This window comes from Microbulbifer regidiadema (SeqCode), assembly GCF_052467605.1.
In genome coordinates this window covers 1,481,217-1,498,352 of record NZ_CP174316.1, presented here as the reverse complement: position 1 = coordinate 1,498,352, position 17,136 = coordinate 1,481,217, and the positions used below count along the sequence as shown (strand labels likewise).

The window sequence follows — 17,136 nt, the reverse complement described above, 5'->3', positions numbered from 1 at the left end:
CGGTGGAATTACTTATCGGCGTAGGCGTCAGAAATGCTGATGCCGGTAATTTCGATAGTTTCCAGGGGCACGTCCTGATGGAAGCCTTTGCTGCCGGTCTTAACGTCTTTGATTTTGTTGACCACGTCCATGCCGTCGACAACTTTACCAAATACGCAGTAACCCCAACCCTGAGAGTCTTCGCTGCGGAAGTTCAGGAAGTCGTTGTCCTTAACGTTGATAAAGAACTGGGAGCTGGCGGAGTGCGGGTCCATGGTGCGGGCCATGGCCAGAGTGCCGGTGTCGTTCTTTAGGCCGTTGTTGGCTTCGTTTTCGATGGAGTCGCGGGTCTCTTTCTGCTGCATGTCCGGAGTCATGCCGCCACCTTGGATCATAAAGTTGTTGATCACCCGGTGGAAGACGGTGCCGGTGTAGAAATCGTCACGGCAGTACTGCAAGAAGTTGGCCGCAGTCTTGGGTGCCTTTTCGAAATCCAATTCGATGGCTATATCTCCATGGGTTGTGTGCAGGGTGATCATAAAATGTCCTATGAGGGTTTGTTTGGGGCGGCATGATACCTTGTAGTCTGTGGCTGTAAAATGCCGAGTCGGAATATCTGTGTCAATTGTACAAAAATCAAACACTTGCAATGGTTTTCCGTGAAAATTACCCGCTCAAATTCGATATTTTATGACTTGAGAAATCGCTGAATAATTCGGTAAGTCCCGCAGGGTGAGCCTTAAAAGCCACAGTGCGTTGCAGCCCTTGCAGGGGACTGTGGCCATTTGCGGCGAGCTGTGCCCAACCTCTACAGCCTGCGAGGCCCGCAGAGAATTATGGAATTGTTCAGAGGCTCCCTAACTAGGTTATAATTCGCCGTTTACGTTCGCACAGCTGTAAATTAAGAGAATCCTATGACATCCGAGAGCAAGCCAGCTCACTTCTTACAGAACCTCATCCGTGAAGATCTGACTGAGGGCCGGGTTACGCAGATCGCGACCCGCTTCCCGCCGGAGCCCAACGGCTACCTGCATATTGGCCACGCCAAGTCCATCTGTCTGAATTTTGGTCTGGCGCAGGAGTTCGGTGGTACCTGTAATTTACGCTTTGACGACACCAACCCGGCCAAGGAAGAGGAAGAGTTTGTCGATGCGATTAAGCGCGATGTCTCCTGGCTCGGTTTTGAGTGGAATGGCGAGGCCAAATACTCCTCGGATAATTTTGACCAATTGTACGAGTGGGCGCTGCACCTGATTAAAGAGGGCAAAGCCTACGTCTGCGACCTGTCCGCAGAAGAGGCTCGCCACTACCGCGGCACGCTGAAAGAGCCGGGCAAAAACAGCCCTTTCCGGGAGCGTTCCGTCGAGGAAAACCTGGCGCTGTTTGAAAAGATGCGCAACGGGGAAATGGAAGAGGGCCAGTGCAGCTTGCGCGCCAAGATCGATATGGCCGCGCCCAATATCAATCTGCGTGACCCGATCATCTACCGCATCAAAAAGATGGCCCACCACCAGACCGGTGACAAGTGGTGCATTTACCCCAGCTACGATTTCGCTCACGGCCAGTGCGATGCGCTCGAAGGTATCAGCCACTCCATCTGTACCCTGGAGTTTGAAGATCACAAGCCGCTGTACGACTGGCTGATCGAGAACCTGCCGGTGCCCGCGCGCCCGCGTCAGTACGAATTTGCCCGTCTGCACCTCAACTACACCGTGGTGTCCAAGCGCAAGCTCAAGCAGTTGGTAGACGAAGGCCATGTGGACGGCTGGGACGATCCCCGTATGCCGACCCTGTCCGGTATGCGCCGTCGCGGCTTTACCCCGGCGTCTATTCGCAACTTCTGCGAGATGATCGGCGTAACCCGCTCCGACTCAGTCGTCGATGTGGGCATGCTGGAATACAGCATTCGCGACGATCTGGACAAAAATGCACCGCGCGCTATGTGCGTGATGGAGCCTTTGAAGATCACCCTGAAAAACTACCCGGAAGGCCAGGAAGAGATGCTGTCGGCACCGGGCCACCCGGTGCGCGACGATCTGCCGGCCCGTGAACTTCCGTTTGGCCGCACTCTCTATATTGAGAAAGAAGATTTCCGCGAAGAGGCCAACAAGAAGTACAAGCGCCTGGTGCTGGGCAAGAAAGTTCGCCTGCGCAACGCCTATGTGATCTTCGCCGAAGAAGTGGTGAAGAACGAGGCCGGTGACATTGTTGAAGTGATCTGCTCGGTTGACCTGGATACCCTGGGCAAAGACCCGGCCGACGGCGTTAAGCCGAAGGGCGTTATTCACTGGGTGTCTGCGGACAACAATGTCGATTGCGAAGTGCGCCTCTACGACCGCCTGTTCAGTGATGCGGCGCCGGATGCCGGCGGCAAGAACTTCCTCGACAGCGTAAACCCGGACAACCTGCAAATCCTAAAAGGCTGTAAGGCGGAAATCGGCCTGGCCAAAGCGGAGCCGGAGCAGGGTTACCAGTTCGAGCGCAACGGCTACTTCTGTCGCGACAGCAAGTACGGCAGCGCGGAAGCGCCGGTGTTTAACCGCACCATTGGTCTGCGCGACAGCTGGGCCAAAGAGCAAAACAAATAGCCAAGCGGAGAGCTGCCCGAGCGGCAGTTTTCGCGGCTGGGTCAATGACTGGCCCAGCCACACAGCAAAAAGAATTCGAGAGAAAAAATGTCTCTACAGGTCTACAACACGTTTTCCGGGAAGAAAGAACCCTTCGTACCACTGGTGGAAGATCAGGTGCGCATGTATGTGTGTGGCCCCACCGTGTACAACCGCGTGCATATTGGCAACGCCCGCCCCGTAGTGGTGTTCGACACTCTGTACCGGGTACTGAAAAGAAACTTCAGCGATGTGATTTACGCGCGCAATATCACCGATATTGACGACAAAATCATGAAGACCGCGCGGGACAACGGCGAGGAAATCGGCGTGCTGTCGGCGCGCTATGCCCAGGCCTACTACGAGGATATGGCCGCGCTCAATAACCTGGAGCCGGATATTGTCCCCTACGCCACCCAGCACTTGCCGGAAATGATCGCGATGATCGCAAGCCTGCTGGAGAAGGGCCACGCCTACGCCGCCGAGGGCCATGTGCTGTTCGCCGTGGAATCCATGCAGGAGTACGGCCAGCTGTCCAAGCGCTCCCTCGACGATATGCTCGCCGGTGCGCGGGTGGAAGTGGCGCCCTACAAAAAGTACGCCGGCGACTTCGTCCTGTGGAAGCCGTCCGCCGATGATGAGCCCGGTTGGGACAGCCCCTGGGGCCGTGGACGCCCCGGCTGGCACCTGGAGTGCTCGGCCATGATCAAGAAGCACCTGGGTGACACCATCGATATTCACGGCGGCGGTCGCGACCTGACCTTCCCCCACCACGAGAACGAGCGCGCCCAGAGCTGCTGCGCCAACGGTGTGGACTTTGTGCGCTACTGGATGCACAACGGCTATGTGAATATCGACGGCGAAAAGATGTCCAAATCCCTGGGCAACTTCCGCATGGTCAAAGACCTGCTGGGCCAATACCCCGGTGAAGTACTGCGCTTCGCACTGCTGTCTGCCCACTACCGCTCCGAGCTGAATTTCAGCGCTGACCTGCTGGATCAGGCATGGCGCACCCTGGATACTCTCTACGGTGCCCTGCGTGAAACGGAAGCGCTTGCGGCTGAAGCGGCAGATCTTAACGACAGCGCCTTTATCAAGGCGTTGGAAGACGATCTGAATACGCCGATCGCTATCAGTGAGTTGCACCAGATCGCCCGCGATCTGAACAAGGCCGGTGAGGCGGATAAAGCGCGCCTGAAGGGCTTGTTGCTGGCCGCCGCAGATATGCTCGGTATTCTCCAGCAAGACCCGGAAACCTGGTTCAAGCAGGCCCGTGGGGGTGATGAGGGTATTTCTGCCGAGGAGATCGAAGTCCTGATTGAAGAGCGCGCGCAGAGTAAGAAGAACCGTGACTTTGCCCGCGCCGATGAGATTCGCGAAGAGTTAAAATCCAAAGGTGTGGTGCTTGAGGATAGCCGCGAAGGTACCAAGTGGCGCCGCGAATAGCGCGGCCCACTTCACACGGATAGACCCGAGACACCGATAGATATTCCCCGGCCTGTCACTCTGTGGCTGCCGGGGAACTGCCATTCGAATTTTATTTGTAGAAGCGAACCATGAAAAAAGTACTTGTCCTGACCAGCGCTGTGATCGCCCTTATCGCACTGACCGGCTGCGAGCCCAAACGGGGTTCCGATGCCTGGTGTGAGAAAATGGATAGCATCCCCAAGGGGCAGTGGACTTTTGACGATACCCGCGACTACACCAAGTACTGCGTCTTCAACCAGAAGCCGGAAGAAGAATAAGCGGGCCTATAGTCGTTGTTCTTCGTCGATTCCTACCAGCACTTCTTCCGCCCGCTGACCGGTAAATACCGCGAGCAGGTGGTCGAGTGCTTGCGTCTTTTGTATGAGCGTCTGTACACCGCCAAGGCTGACTACGGTGAGTCCCTGCTGCGCGAACAGATTCTGGAAATTTTTGCCGAGGCCCTGACCCGCGCGCCGCAGCTCGATAGCGAGGACGGCGTGCAGGACCCGGAGGGCCGCTTCCGCAACCTGCGCGATCAGGCCGTCTGGGTACTGAACAGCCTGGTGGAATACGGTTGGCTGGAGAAGCAGGTGGACAGCGCCACGCTCACCGCCACCTATCCGTTTAGCCGCCGGGGCCGCCTTTTCACTCAGCCGCTAGTGGAAGTGAACGGCACCCGCGTACGCACCCGCCACCGCAATACCCGTAACACCTTAAATGCCCTGGAAGCCTTTGCCAGCCGAGGTGAAATCCACGACTTGATCGATGCCTGGGAATACTCCGAGCGTATCGTGGCGGATTTCACCGATATGATCGCCGAGCTGGAAGAGCGCAAGCGGGAAATGGTGCGGGAGGTGGAAGCCCAGTTGCTGGTGCAGCAGGCCACCGATGAGTTTTTCTCCTTTATGGAGAGCCGCTTCCAGCCGGACCTGGCTATCCGCCTGTCTGCGGACAGCGTGGAGAAGCACCGCGATTCCATCAACCGGGTGATTGACTGCATTCGCCGCAAGGAGGATATGCAGAAAGCGGAGTGGGAGAAGCGCCTGCGCCAACTGCTGCCGGAATTGATGCAGCCGGGCCAGTCCCTGCTGTGGCTGATGCTCGATACCATCGAGGACCGTATGCGCCGCGCCTGCGAGGTAAAACTGCCCGCTTTGCGCCGCGCGCTACAGGGCTTTACCAAGCGCGCGGATATTATTATTCGCCAGCTCAGCTACCTGCACAGCCAGGCCGAGGGCGAGTTTGCCGACCTGTGCCAGCGCCTCGGTGAGAGCCAGCAAAAAACACATATCCTCGAACAGCTGGGCGAACAGCTGGGCGGCTTCCAGCTGCGCCTGTTCGACCCCAAGCAAACCCAGCTGTGGCAGCGCAACCGCCGCCAACCGGTAAATACCCGGGTCGAAGATGAAACCCCCATCGGTGAGGAGAACCGCCGCGAGATCGAGCTGCAACAACTGCTCGACCAGGCGTTTAACTTCAACAACAGTAACCTGCGCGATTACTTGAGTGATGCCCTCGGCACCGGCCGCCAGATCAATAGCCGCAACCTGCCACTGCGGGATGCGCGGGATCTGCTCGCTATGAGCCATGTGATCGAAGCGGCGGCGGTGAACCAGAGCGGCGCCGCCGACTTGCAGGTGAAATTTACCGGTGAAATCGCCAGCAATGACTATTTCACCGAATTTGACGAATATATCCTGGAGCTGAAAAACCGTGATTGAGCAGGCTTTGGAAGAGGCTCTGGCGCAGTGCCGCCTGAACCGCAGTGAATTTTCTGAGCTGCTGGTGCGCCTGTTGGATTACGGCGTTATCTGCCGGGATGAAAGCGTAATCGAAACCACCCTTTACGATCGCTTCCAGCGCTGTGAGCAGCTGGTGCGCGAGTGGTTGGCCCCGCTGGGATTGCGTTTGCAGCACGACAGCCGTTTCCAGTTTATCCGCGTGTATCCGCCCGGCGCCGAAGTGCCGGGCCTGCCGGATCAGGAAGAGCCGCACCACGGCGGCTTCCGCGCCCGCCTCAGCCAGCAGGAAGTGGCCGCGATTCTTGCCCTGCGCGTGGAGTATGATAAAGCGCTGCGGGAAGGGCAGGTGGATGAGAGCGGTTGCGCCGCGCTATCGATGGAAGCCCTGGAACTGGGCATGCGCAATCTGCTGAAAATGTCCCTGCCGGATAAGCACGCCGAGCGTAAAAACCTGCTGAAGAAATTGCGCCAGTTGCGCCTGGTGCAGTTCAGCAGCGAAGAGGTGGAGACCAGTGCGGAAGTGTGGCTGCGCGTGCGCCCGACCATCGCCCACTTTGTCAGCGAGTCGGTATTGCACCAGCTGATCGACAGCGAAGTCCCGCCCGCCGCAGAGAGCCAAGTTGCCGAAACCGATAAGGTGGGTGAGCTTGAAGAAGCGGAAATAGAGCCGGCGCCTGCGCGCATCACCCCAGAGGTCGAAGACCACAGCTTATTTGAGAGTGAAGCGGCTTCTTAGCTGAAAAATAGAGGCCGCAACAGCGGCCACAAAAAATAGACAAATACTCGACCGCCGGGGCCTCGAAAAAGGGTAGTGGCTTTCCGCCTGCCAAAAGACCCTGCTTTTGAAAAGACCGTTTTTTTGAAAAGACTATGTTCCTAAAAAAACTGATCCTGATTAACTGGGGTAATATTCCGCAGTTGGAATATGATTTCGGCCCGATCAACCTGTTTTCCGGTGGCAATGGTTCCGGTAAAACCACCGCAGCCGATGCCATCCAGACATTGATGACCGCCGCCCACGACACCCTGTTTACCTTTAACCCGGGGCAGGATGAAACCACCCAGCGCGGGCGCGGCGGCAAGCAGGTGCGCACGCTCGCATCCTACGTGTTGGGTTGTGACGACGGCAGCTATGCCCGTGTTGAGCCCACCGACTGTTACATCGCCGGTATTTTTCATCCCACCAGCGGTGAAGACGACGCTGAGCCTTTTACCGCAGTGATGGGTATTCGCGCACACCTGGATAACAGCAGTAAACCCGCCCAGGCCCGCCAAAGTGATTTGCGCTTTTTCGTATTCCCCGGCGAACAGTTGGTGATGGGGGATTTTGTCCGGGATTACACCGATGGCAAACATTTACTGCCACTGGATAAATTCAACCAGGTCCTGAGCAAACAGTTCGAAAAAGTCGAGCAGTACGACAAGAAAAAGGCCTACCTGCGCCGCCTTTACGGTGCCCTGCGCGGACGCCGCGATGCGGTCTCCGATCGCGAGGCTATGCACGCCGCGCGCACCTTTGCCAATTTTATGGCCTACAAGCCAGTAAAAAGCATCAACGATTTTGTCGCCCAGGAAGTGTTGGAAAAACGCGACCTGGGTGATGCCATCCGCTCCGTTTCCGAGCTGATGAAAACCATTCACAGCATGGAGCAGGAAGCCCGCCAGATTGTGGAGCGGGTCAGTTCCCTGGAGGCCATCGCCCAGTCGGTAGAGCTCTACCGGGAGCAGTGGTTGCAGTTGCGGGTGCAGGAATATTTGTGCGCACGCCACCGCCAGCAGCGGGTGCAAAAGAGTTATCTGAGCGGCAAGAACGATCAGAAAAAACTGCGCAGCGATCTGGACAACAATGAGCGCGAAGTGCGCGTCGCTTCCGAACGCGTCGAGCAGCTCAATGGTCAGCTGGTAGAGCTTCAAGCCCAGCGCCTGGGTATCGATGCGCTGCGCAATAAGGACGAACTGGAGCAGCGCATTAACAATGCCCTGAGCCTGCTGTCCCAGCAGCACACCCCGCTGTCTGCCGAAGAGGCCCGCTGGCGTGAGAACCGCGAGGCCGCCGAAGAATTATTAAACCTGCTCAACTTCACCTCCGCCGAGCTGGAAATTCCCGCCTTCTCCGATAAGGCGCTGGTGCAGGCAATTAAGCAGGTGGCCCGCGAGGAAGACCTGCCGGATCTGCACAAGTTGCTGGGCAAAGACTGGATCGATCTGGCTGCACTGGAGCCACTGCGCGAGCGCGCCGCCAGCAGTGAAGCCCTACAGAACCGCCTGTTCGACCTGCTGGATAGCAGTGGTAAAGCCGGCGCCAGTGATGAGGTTTCCCCCAAAGAGCAGATTGCCCAGCAGGCCTCCCGCTGGGAGCAAAAAGTGCAGCAACTGCAAAAGCAGCTGCGCACCCAGGAGAGTCGCATTCAGCATCTCCAGGCCAACCGCGTGCGCTACCCCCAATCGGTGGAAGTGGCCCTGGCCGCAATTCGCGAGCAGTGCCCAGAGGCGGAGCCCCGCGTCCTGTGTGATTATGTGGAAGTGCTGGATGAGCGCTGGCAGATGGCGATTGAAGGCTATCTGGGCGGCGCGCGTTTCTCGATTATTGTGGAGCCGGAACACGAGGCCCGCGCGATTCGTATCGTGCGCGGCCTGCCCGGGCGCAACAACCGCGCCCGTGTGATCCAGGGGGACAAGGCCCGCCGCGATGCGGAGCGCCTGGATACGCCGTCGGGCTCCATTATCGAACTGATGGAGTTCACCCATAAAACTGCCGAGCACTATTTGCGCGCCTCTTACGGTGCCGTGGTGCAGGTGGAGGATGAACACGAGCTGCGCGGCACCCGCCGGGGCCTGACTGCCGACGGTATGGCCAGTGGCAACTACAGCATGTGGCGCTGCGATATGGACGATGCCGAGTTGGTATTCGGCCAGGGCGCCCGCGCCCGCGCACTGGCGGCGCAGCAGCGCGCTATGGAGCAGTTGCTGGAAGAGGCCGCCCACGTCAACGAGCGCCACCAGCTCTACCGCCGCGTCACCAATGCAGTGCGCGGACTGGCGAATATCAAGCTGTTGTCCATTGTGGATACCGCCCTGGCGGCCCAGCGCGAATGGCGCAGCGCCGAGCGCGCTCTGGAAAACCTGGACCTGAAGGACTTCGAGCAGTTCGAGCAGCAGGTTGATGAACTCAAGGCCCAGCTCAAAGATCAGCAAAAGCAGTTGTCTGACCTCCAGCGCAAGCATGGCTCTCTGGAGACCAAGCTAAGAAGCAACGAAAAACTCTTGTATGCTCTGTCTGGCGAGCTGGAGTCCCTGGACGATGCTGCCAGTGACAGCGAGGCAATGGTAAGGCGCATTACCGCCATCGACCCCACTTTCGACGCCGAGCAAGTACTGATTACTGCCGACGAGCAGGTGGAGCGCGCCGCCGACAACTTCGACTTCTCAGCGGATATCGAAAGTTGGCGGGGGCAGCTGGAAAAATACAGCCGCCAACTGGATCGCGCGGTGATGGAATACAACGCCACCTGTGCCAGCGTCGATACCCTGGTGTTTGAGCCGGACTTGAGCGGCGGCCACAAAGACAACCTGTTCAAGTTGATCAGCGGCCTCGGCGATCAGGTAGAGACCCTGCGCAACCGCCTGAAGAATAACCTGTTGGTGGAGCGCCACGATCAACTGCTGGGATTGAAAAAATCCTTCAATACCACGTTTGTAACTCACCTGTGTCACGCTATTTACCAGTCTATTAACGACGGTAAGCGCGTGCTGGATGATTTGAACAAAGAGCTGGAGCACCACCGCTTCGGCGCGGATCGCGAGCGTTTCCGTTTCGACTACCAGTGGGTGGCGGAATTTAAGGAGTACTGGAGCTTCTTTAAGGCGGTGATCGAGCTGCCCAATTTGGGCGAAGAGCAGAGCTTGTTCGACACGGATTTGGCGCCCAAGCACCGCAAGGTGCGCGACCGCCTGTTGAGCATGCTGCTGAGTGAAGACGAGCAGGTGGCGCGGCGCGAGCTGGATCGAATCAGCGACTACCGCAACTACCGCAGCTATGAGATCTATAAGGAACCGGAAGGCAAGGAGCCGATCGCCCTCAGCCAGTACGGCACCGGTTCCGGCGGTCAGCTGGAAACCCCGGCTTATATTATCCGCTCCGCAGCGGTGACTTCGGCCTTCCGCTTTGGTGAGAGTGGCAGCCATTTGCAGATGGTGCTGGTGGATGAGGCCTTCTCCAAAATGGATGAGTCCCGCTCCAAGGAAGTGATTCGTTACCTGACTGAGACCCTGGGCCTACAGCTGCTGTTTATTATGCCCAGCAGTAAGTCAGGGCCCTTTATGGACCTGATCTCGAATCAGTTTGTATTCAGTAAGTGCCCCAGTGCCAAGCCTATCGGCCAGCTGAATACGCGGGTGTATGTGGATCGCAAGGTGTGCAACCAAGAGCGCATCGCCGAACTCTGGGCCAACCACCGCCGCACGATTCGCCAACAGGCATCGCTGGATTTTATGGACCTGGTTGAGGGATAGGTATTTTCGGGGGAGACCCCGCCATTGGCAGGGAGGCAAGCAATGGAAAAGGCATTGCCCTATTGGGTAGAGGAAAACCCGCTGTTACTCGGCATCCTGAATTTTATTCTGGACCGGCGGGATAGCCAGCTGCTGCGCGGCAAGGAAACGCGTATCAGCTTTAGGTTGGATCTGCGCGCCGGCAGCAAGCGCTGGCAGGAAGTGCTGGAGCCCCTCAGGGACCCCGGTCAGGATGAGCAGGAACTGTGGGGAGGCTTGCAGAAATTTGCGCGGGAATACCAGTGCTTTACGGTAAAGCCCAACCCGAAAAGGCGGCCGGGTGTTGCCGAGTGGCAGGGGGCCCAGTTAATTTTCCGCGATGCCAGTGAGGCGCAGCTGCGCCAGTGGCTCAAGCGCCCATCCCCGACTGTGCGCCAGTCCGCCTGGACCAGCTTGCTGGAACCCTACGCCGATTGCTTTGAAAACCCCGCTGCTTTTCCCCTCGAAGGGTTGGAGCTGCAACCGGGGTTTAACTCCGTTGAAGAGATTATTGCCTGCTGGGTCTCCGTCGGCAAAGCGCTGATCTTTGCCGATAAAATTTCCTGGCGGCAACTGGCCGCGCGCTGCTTTAACGGGGATTCCAAATACCTCGAATTACCCAGTCGTCAGTCCCTGGTGCGCAACCTCTACCCCGAATTGAGCCGCAAAATACAAGAGCGCCCACTGTTGCTGCACACCTACCTGCCGGAGTCATTTGAGCGGGTGATTTTTATTGAAAACCAGGACACTTTTATCAGTTTGGCCGAGCGGCAGCCCAGCTGTGTAGCACTGGTGTATAGCGAGGGCTACCAGGGCGGGGCGGAGCGCATTCGCAACCGGGAGGGGGTGCGCTTTAGTACGTTTAATACGGTGAGCGCTAGTAGTCGGCAACAGTTCTTAGCCTGGTGGTACGGGGAGAGTCCCGAAGCGCTGCCAGCTTTTTTCTGGGGCGATTTGGACTACGAGGGCCTGCGCATTGCCGCAGCACTGAGAAAGAGCTTTCCCGACTTGCAGTGCTGGCGCCCGGGCTACGATCTGTTGCTACATTTTTTGCGCGCGGGGAAGGCACACACCCCGGAGCAGGCGGAAAAGGCGGGGCAAAAACCGGTGCAAGCTATCGGTTGCCAATACGCAGATACGGTACTGTTACCGGCAATTTCAGCTCTCAATCGCTATGTGGATCAGGAGATGGTTGAGATCGGCAAATTGGCCGGGGCGCTGGCGTAGAGCGCTTTTGCAAGTTGGACGTTTAAAATTTTCCGGGCGCTTGTGGGCTTGGCCCGGGTTGTGTCGCTATCGGCTAAATTTCAGCGGTTGGTTTTTAGGGAATGGCGACTGCTAAGACTTTTACTGGCGTTTAAACTTGTGTTTTATGCGCAATTTCTCGGAAGATGGAAAGAATATGCTGTAAAAATCCCATCCAAAATATCAAATGCAGCTTTCGGAGTTTAGTATGCGTCAGTTTTCCATCCTGGTCATTTTTGCTTTGGCCTTTGGCGGTGCCGCTGTGATGTATGAAAAGGAAAGTCGCAAAGTAAAAGGCGTGCTGACCCAGATTACCGAGCTGCAAGCGCAGGTGGGCGATTTGCAGGCGGAGATCAATCGACTCAATAGCGAGCTGGAAGCGGTAAAACTCGCCGAGCGTCGCCGCCCCAATTTGAGCGCTATGGCCAATCGCATTCGCCGCGAAGCTAATGCCCCGCAAGTTGCGCCCAAGCCCAAGGTGGAAGAGCGCTTCGAAAAATCTCGCAACCTGATTCAATCAGACGTTACCAGCGCGCCGCCGGCAATCCAGTCGAATACGCGCGGCAACCAGGATGACAGCGACTGGGCTCGCCCCACCGTAGACGCCGATGAGTATCGCGGTGAGAGCGGTGAAGAGTCCGCAGTGGTCGATCCCTACCAGTAATTTTGCCCTCTGCATATTGATTCCCTCGCCAAAGCCCGCAAAATACCTGCCTGCCGCAGGATACTGTTTTGCGGGTTTGCCAGTTTTAGCGAGCACGATTTGAAGTTATAAGCTGGCACAATTTGAAATTATAAGTGGGCAAGGGGCGCTAGGTATGTCGCTGAACAAGTTTTACACCACCTTAAATGGACAGCTGGAAGGATTGCTTTCTGCGGAGCGAGACTGGCTGGCCAACACCGCCAATGCCAGCGCGCTGTTGTTTATGGAGCTGGGGGATATCAACTGGGCCGGCTTTTATTTTCTCTGCGGCGATGAACTGCGCCTGGGGCCCTTCCAGGGCAAACCCGCCTGCACCCGGATTCCGGTGGGCGCCGGTGTCTGCGGCACCGCTGTCGCTACCGGTGAATCCCAATTAGTGGACGATGTACACCAGTTCCCCGGCCATATCGCCTGCGATGCGGTGTCCGCCTCCGAGGTAGTGGTGCCACTCTACGACGCAAGCGGCCGTTGCCTGGGGGTACTGGATATCGATAGCCCCAGTGTGGCCCGTTTTAGCCAGGAAGACCTGGCGGGTCTACAGGACTTTGCCCGGATACTGCTCGAGTCCTCAGACCTCCCGGCGAGCTGATGGCGCTGCTCTGGCAAAAGCAGGTTGGCGACACCTGTTATCAGGTGCGCAACCACGGCGCCAGTGTGCGCCTCTATAGCAATGGGGTTTTTCACTCCCAGTGGAATCCCCGCGATCCCCTCAAGGGCTCCCTTTGGGAATTGCTGCTGTTACCGGCATTTTTCCTCCCGGAACAGCGCCTGGATTCGGTATTGGTGCTCGGCGTTGGTGGGGGTGCCCTGATTCGCCTGCTGCAAACATTTACCTCCGCCAAGCGTATTGTCGGCGTGGATTTGGACCCGGTGCATCTGGATATTGCCCGCCGCTTCTTCGATGTGCGCGGTGTCGAGCTGGTGTGTGCCGATGCCTGTGACTTTGTGTGCGATCACCTGAGCCGGCCCTCTCCCAGCACTTTCGATCTGGTGATTGACGACCTGTTTGGCCACTGTGACGGAGTGGCCCAGCGGGCAGTACCCGCCGATAAAAATTGGTGTGCCAGCCTGATGCGCCTGCTGCACCGGGATGGTGTGCTGGTCAGTAACTTTGGCGATCGCCCCGAGCTACAGAACAGCGCCTGGCGCAGCAAAGCTATGCGTGAGCGCCTCGGCGGCGCCTGGATGGCGCATATGCCCCAGTATGAAAATCATATCCTGGCCGTGAGCAGAAGGGCGCTGCGCAAAGGCGAGTTAGCGGCCAGGGCACCGGAAAAAATCAATCCCGCCAACCCCAACCGGCGCCTGGATTTCCGCATGAGCCAGCTGCGCTGATTGCAGCTGTCGCGGATTGGCCCGACTGAAAAAATCTTAAATCCCTGTCGCGTTAATGATGATATTCATTGGCGCCCTTTGTCACCTCGTGACTATACTCAATCGAGTAAATTGTTCTGCTGGGATTGAACGATGCGGTACAAAACGGTTGAGGATGTAATTCAGGAAGGAAGGGATTTTCACGCCAAGCTGGCGCTGCAATACGAAGAGTACGAGCAGCTCGCCACCAATGAGCGGGTTGAGTTACTGCTGGACCAGCTGCGGCGGCGGGAAGACTCCATGAAGCACTCACTGGATAACTTCCATGACGACCTGCCCCCTGGCGCCCTGCATACCTGGGTGCAATTTGCCCCGGAGGGGCGCGAGAAGGAGTTTCTACAACGCTTGCGCGGCATTGATATTGAAAGCTTGGAGCAGATTGCCAAGCTGGCGATGGATATTGAGATCTATCTGGCCGATCAATATCGGGATCTGGCTCAGGGCGCGGAGACCCCATCGGCCCGGGATGCATTTGAGCGACTGCGGCAACTCGAAGAGCTGGAAGAGCACACCCTGTCGTCGAATCTATTCAACTTGCGCGATTACTAGTCTTCTGACCAATGCCTGACTCCAGGCGACTGCTGCCGGCCTGCGTCCCTAGCTCTTAGGGGCGCAGGCGGTATACACAAAATCCCCGCTCTTTAGTGATCAATGTCACCTGGGAGAAGTAGCGGGGCCCTTTTTTGGCCAGGGGAATAAATTCATTCACCACAAAAATTGCCGTACCGGAATCTTTCAGTATCCGCGCGCTCTGCTGTAGAAAGCGATCGGTTAAATCCCCCTCCACTTGAAAGCCCTGGTGGAAAGGCGGATTGCACAGCAGCAGATCGGCAATACCCCCCTCCAGTTCAGAGCCCGCATCAGAGGGCACCACGATGCCTTCGATATTCCGCTCGGTAAAGTTTTTGCGGCAGGCCAGCAGGGCCGCAGCGTTGTTGTCCGTCGCGGTAAAGTGGTAGTTGCCCAGGGCGGCCAATTGCAGGCTCAGGTAGCCGTAGCCACAGCCCAGGTCAACAATGCGCGAGCCATCCGCAGGCAGCTCGGTAGTGAACTGTTGAGCCAGCAGCGCGCTGCCCTTATCGACCTTGTTCCAGCCGAACAGCCCCGGCTTGGAATAGAGATCGCCAAGCTCGGCAAGCTGCTGCAATTCCGGGTACTGGAGTTCGGCAATTGGCGTGCCGCTGTCCCCGCAGTCAACCGTATTGCAGCTCAGATAGCTGCTGCCGTGCTTTTGCAAGTGCTTGGCGCCACCCAGGCGCTCGGCCACTTTTGCCGCATAGCTTTTGATCCCGCTCTGCTTTTCGCCCAGCAGAACCAGCTCGCCACCCTCACCGAGAAAGTCGGGGGCGCGATCAATAATATGGTGAACCACGGCCTTTTCTTTCGAAACGGCGTAGACAATACGGCGGTATTTGCGCTCAAGCTCTTCAAAGTGGAAGTCGTTGAAGAAGCTCCGCTGCACCCTATTTGCAGCGAGTTCGGCAATATCCCAGCGGTTGCTGAGTAAATCCCCGGCAAAGTGAAACCCCTCCTGGTGTAGGAGGGGTTTGCTGTTTTCATCGGCGATCCACAGAGTTTCCTCTGGGGCTTGGGTAAGTTCCTGATATAGAAGGGATGACATATTATTTTATTGGATAGAGTCGATTTCTTCAGGAGCCAGGAGGCGGTATTCACCTTCCTGAAGTTCTTCATCCAGGATAATTTCGCCGATTCTCTCCCGGTGCAACTCCACTACCTTATTGCCCAGAGCTGCGAACATACGCTTCACTTGGTGGTAGCGCCCTTCACCGATGGTGATACGCACCTCATTGGCAAAGAGAATCTCCAGCTTGGCGGGCTTGGTTCTCTTCTTTTCATTATTGAGCCAGATACCCTTGGCAAACTTTGCCACTGCATCTTCCTCAATCTTCTCGGCCAACAGTGCGTAGTAGGTCTTGTCGCAGTGGTGGTTGGGGGAGGTCACCTTATGGGACCACTGGCCGTCATCGGTGAGCAGCACCAGACCGGTGGTATCGATATCCAGGCGCCCGGCGATATGCAGCTTGGCCTTGTTCGGCTCATCAATCAGGTCCAGCACTGTGGGGTGCTCGCCATCTTTGGTGGCACTGACATAGCCCAGGGGCTTGTTCAACATAATGTAGCGGGGGCCCGGCTCGTGCAAGGGCTCATCATCCAGGCACAACTCATCACTGACCTGTATCTTGGTGGCCGCACTGGTGACCACCTCACCATTCACAGTAATGCGCCCCGCCCAGGCGGCGCGCTTTACATCGGTGCGGGAGAGGTCGGTGACCTGGCTGACCGCTTTGTCCAGACGAATCAGGTTAGCCAATTTTACGCTCACCGGAATCAACAGATTGATAGATCAGGGTATTGATGGTCATGGGGCCAACACCGCCGGGTACCGGGGTGTAAGCAGCGGCGCGCTCAGTCAGAGGGCCCAGCTCGATATCGCCGACGCCACCGGGGTGGTAACCGGCATCCACAACCACGGCGCCATCTTTAATCCACTCGGCCTTGATAAACTCCGGCTTGCCCACGGCACCTACAACGATATCGGCGCGGCGGATATGCTCGGCCAGATCCTGGGTACGGGAGTGACAGATGGTCACGGTGGCGTTGGCGTTTAGCAGCATCGCCGCCATCGGCTTGCCCAGAATGGGGCTGCGGCCCACAACTACGGCGTGCTTGCCTTCCAATTCGATATTGTAGGCTTCCAGCAGGCGCATGATTCCTTTAGGAGTGGCGCAGCCGTAGGCTTCTTCACCCATAGCCATGCGGCCGAAGCCCAGGCAGGTTACACCGTCTACATCCTTCTCCAGGCTGATCGCATCGAAACAGGCGCGCTCATCGATCTGCGCCGGCACCGGGTGCTGGAGCAGTATGCCGTGGACGTTGGGGTTGGTGTTGAGTTCTTCGATCTTGGTAAGCAGTTGCTCGGTGGTGGTGGAGGAGGGCAGTTCCACCTGGAGGGAATCCATGCCGATTCGGCGGCAGGCATTGCCCTTCATTTTTACGTAAGTGGCGGAGGCGGGGTCATCACCTACCAGGATGGTCGCCAGGATTGGCGTTTGGCCACCACTCTTTTCCTTTAGTACGGCTACCCGAGCCGAGAGTTCCTCTTCAGTTTTCTGTGCCAGGGCCTTGCCGTCCAGAACCAGTGCAGACATAGATACTATCTCTAACAGTAAAAAATCGATGGCTAATAGACCGGAGTCTGCTCCAGCACCTACTTTATATAGAAGAGCGGAAGCAGGCGGCTTTTAAGAGCTGCTTACTTTTTATCCGGTCGGATTCGCGAAGTGCGCCATTTTCGCACAGGTTGGAAATAATTTCGCCACTTCTGGGCCCAGATAGGCAAAAGGATAAACTTCTTTAAAAATAATAGCTTAGAAGCGTTGACAAGGACCCGGGGTATCATTACTATGCACGCACTTCGCAGCTACAGCGACTTACACAACCCCCCACGGGACGGTTGGCAAAGTTAAGA

The 17,136-nt window shown here is 57.1% G+C and carries 15 protein-coding genes; 11 read left to right on the top strand and 4 right to left on the bottom strand.

The features are described 5' to 3' along the window. Window positions 1-8: 8 nt before the first annotated feature. On the bottom strand, window positions 9-518 hold the full coding sequence (locus ACJJIF_RS07250; RefSeq protein WP_108733726.1) for a peptidylprolyl isomerase: 510 nt from the start codon (window positions 516-518) through the stop codon (window positions 9-11). Between the two features lie 375 nt (window positions 519-893). Here ACJJIF_RS07250 and ACJJIF_RS07245 point away from each other — a divergent pair, with 375 nt between their 5' ends. The 11 genes from ACJJIF_RS07245 (at window position 894) to ACJJIF_RS07195 (ending at window position 14,195) form a co-directional block, all read left to right on the top strand. Beyond that, the gene (locus ACJJIF_RS07245) at window positions 894-2,567 is read left to right on the top strand and encodes a glutamine--tRNA ligase/YqeY domain fusion protein (protein ID WP_444931560.1); all 1,674 of its coding nucleotides are present in this window, start codon (window positions 894-896) and stop codon (window positions 2,565-2,567) included. Between the two features lie 87 nt (window positions 2,568-2,654). After that, window positions 2,655-4,031 (top strand): cysteine--tRNA ligase, encoded by a 1,377-nt coding sequence (gene cysS / locus ACJJIF_RS07240; protein WP_444931559.1) that lies wholly within the window; start codon window positions 2,655-2,657, stop codon window positions 4,029-4,031. A 110-nt stretch (window positions 4,032-4,141) separates the two neighbouring features. Then, window positions 4,142-4,330 (top strand): DUF3012 domain-containing protein, encoded by a 189-nt coding sequence (locus ACJJIF_RS07235; RefSeq protein WP_444931558.1) that lies wholly within the window; start codon window positions 4,142-4,144, stop codon window positions 4,328-4,330. A 15-nt stretch (window positions 4,331-4,345) separates the two neighbouring features. Further along, window positions 4,346-5,773: a Wadjet anti-phage system protein JetA family protein gene (locus ACJJIF_RS07230; protein WP_444931557.1), complete on the top strand. Its 1,428-nt coding sequence runs from the start codon at window positions 4,346-4,348 to the stop codon at window positions 5,771-5,773. Then, window positions 5,766-6,530: a DUF4194 domain-containing protein gene (locus ACJJIF_RS07225; protein WP_444893397.1), complete on the top strand. Its 765-nt coding sequence runs from the start codon at window positions 5,766-5,768 to the stop codon at window positions 6,528-6,530. Before ACJJIF_RS07230 ends, ACJJIF_RS07225 begins: the two co-directional genes overlap by 8 nt. Window positions 6,531-6,664: 134 nt before the next feature. Continuing rightward, window positions 6,665-10,306 (top strand): ATP-binding protein, encoded by a 3,642-nt coding sequence (locus ACJJIF_RS07220; RefSeq protein WP_444931556.1) that lies wholly within the window; start codon window positions 6,665-6,667, stop codon window positions 10,304-10,306. A gap of 42 nt (window positions 10,307-10,348) precedes the next feature. After that, entirely contained in the window at window positions 10,349-11,551 is a 1,203-nt protein-coding gene (locus ACJJIF_RS07215) for a hypothetical protein (RefSeq protein ID WP_444931555.1), read from the top strand. Window positions 11,552-11,777: 226 nt separating this feature from the next. Beyond that, window positions 11,778-12,233 carry a hypothetical protein gene (locus tag ACJJIF_RS07210; RefSeq protein ID WP_444931554.1) on the top strand — a complete coding sequence of 152 codons (456 nt, stop codon included), beginning with the start codon at window positions 11,778-11,780 and terminating at the stop codon, window positions 12,231-12,233. 154 nt (window positions 12,234-12,387) lie between these two features. After that, a complete protein-coding gene (msrC, locus tag ACJJIF_RS07205) occupies window positions 12,388-12,861 on the top strand; it encodes a free L-methionine (R)-S-oxide reductase MsrC (RefSeq protein WP_444931553.1) in 474 nt (157 codons plus the stop codon). Further along, window positions 12,861-13,607, top strand: coding sequence for a spermidine synthase (locus ACJJIF_RS07200; RefSeq protein ID WP_444931552.1), 747 nt, complete (start codon window positions 12,861-12,863; stop codon window positions 13,605-13,607). Before msrC ends, ACJJIF_RS07200 begins: the two co-directional genes overlap by 1 nt. Before the next feature lie 132 nt (window positions 13,608-13,739). Beyond that, complete coding sequence (locus ACJJIF_RS07195; protein ID WP_444931551.1) at window positions 13,740-14,195, top strand: hypothetical protein; 456 nt, start codon at window positions 13,740-13,742, stop codon at window positions 14,193-14,195. Window positions 14,196-14,250: 55 nt separating this feature from the next. Here the strand turns inward: ACJJIF_RS07195 and ACJJIF_RS07190 are convergent, their stop codons facing one another. Genes ACJJIF_RS07190 through folD form a run of 3 tightly spaced genes read right to left on the bottom strand, consistent with a single transcriptional unit; the run spans window position 14,251 to window position 16,816 of the window. After that, a complete protein-coding gene (locus ACJJIF_RS07190) occupies window positions 14,251-15,267 on the bottom strand; it encodes a class I SAM-dependent methyltransferase (RefSeq protein WP_444931550.1) in 1,017 nt (338 codons plus the stop codon). 6 nt (window positions 15,268-15,273) lie between these two features. Next, complete coding sequence (rsuA, locus tag ACJJIF_RS07185; protein ID WP_444931549.1) at window positions 15,274-15,978, bottom strand: 16S rRNA pseudouridine(516) synthase RsuA; 705 nt, start codon at window positions 15,976-15,978, stop codon at window positions 15,274-15,276. Next, a complete protein-coding gene (gene folD / locus ACJJIF_RS07180; RefSeq protein WP_444931548.1) occupies window positions 15,971-16,816 on the bottom strand; it encodes a bifunctional methylenetetrahydrofolate dehydrogenase/methenyltetrahydrofolate cyclohydrolase FolD in 846 nt (281 codons plus the stop codon). Before folD ends, rsuA begins: the two co-directional genes overlap by 8 nt. Window positions 16,817-17,136 lie beyond the last annotated feature (320 nt).

What these genes read in the sequence shown, in the direction of transcription:
- ACJJIF_RS07235 (WP_444931558.1), top strand. Translation starts at nt 4,142, where the DNA reads ATGAAAAAAGTACTTGTCCTGACCAGCGCTGTGATCGCCCTTATCGCA.
- ACJJIF_RS07215 (WP_444931555.1), top strand. Translation starts at nt 10,349, where the DNA reads ATGGAAAAGGCATTGCCCTATTGGGTAGAGGAAAACCCGCTGTTACTC.
- ACJJIF_RS07245 (WP_444931560.1), top strand. Translation starts at nt 894, where the DNA reads ATGACATCCGAGAGCAAGCCAGCTCACTTCTTACAGAACCTCATCCGT.
- ACJJIF_RS07210 (WP_444931554.1), top strand. Translation starts at nt 11,778, where the DNA reads ATGCGTCAGTTTTCCATCCTGGTCATTTTTGCTTTGGCCTTTGGCGGT.
- ACJJIF_RS07200 (WP_444931552.1), top strand. Translation starts at nt 12,861, where the DNA reads ATGGCGCTGCTCTGGCAAAAGCAGGTTGGCGACACCTGTTATCAGGTG.
- cysS (WP_444931559.1), top strand. Translation starts at nt 2,655, where the DNA reads ATGTCTCTACAGGTCTACAACACGTTTTCCGGGAAGAAAGAACCCTTC.
- msrC (WP_444931553.1), top strand. Translation starts at nt 12,388, where the DNA reads ATGTCGCTGAACAAGTTTTACACCACCTTAAATGGACAGCTGGAAGGA.
- ACJJIF_RS07250 (WP_108733726.1), bottom strand. Translation starts at nt 518, where the DNA reads ATGATCACCCTGCACACAACCCATGGAGATATAGCCATCGAATTGGAT.
- ACJJIF_RS07190 (WP_444931550.1), bottom strand. Translation starts at nt 15,267, where the DNA reads ATGTCATCCCTTCTATATCAGGAACTTACCCAAGCCCCAGAGGAAACT.
- folD (WP_444931548.1), bottom strand. Translation starts at nt 16,816, where the DNA reads ATGTCTGCACTGGTTCTGGACGGCAAGGCCCTGGCACAGAAAACTGAA.
- ACJJIF_RS07195 (WP_444931551.1), top strand. Translation starts at nt 13,740, where the DNA reads ATGCGGTACAAAACGGTTGAGGATGTAATTCAGGAAGGAAGGGATTTT.
- ACJJIF_RS07220 (WP_444931556.1), top strand. Translation starts at nt 6,665, where the DNA reads ATGTTCCTAAAAAAACTGATCCTGATTAACTGGGGTAATATTCCGCAG.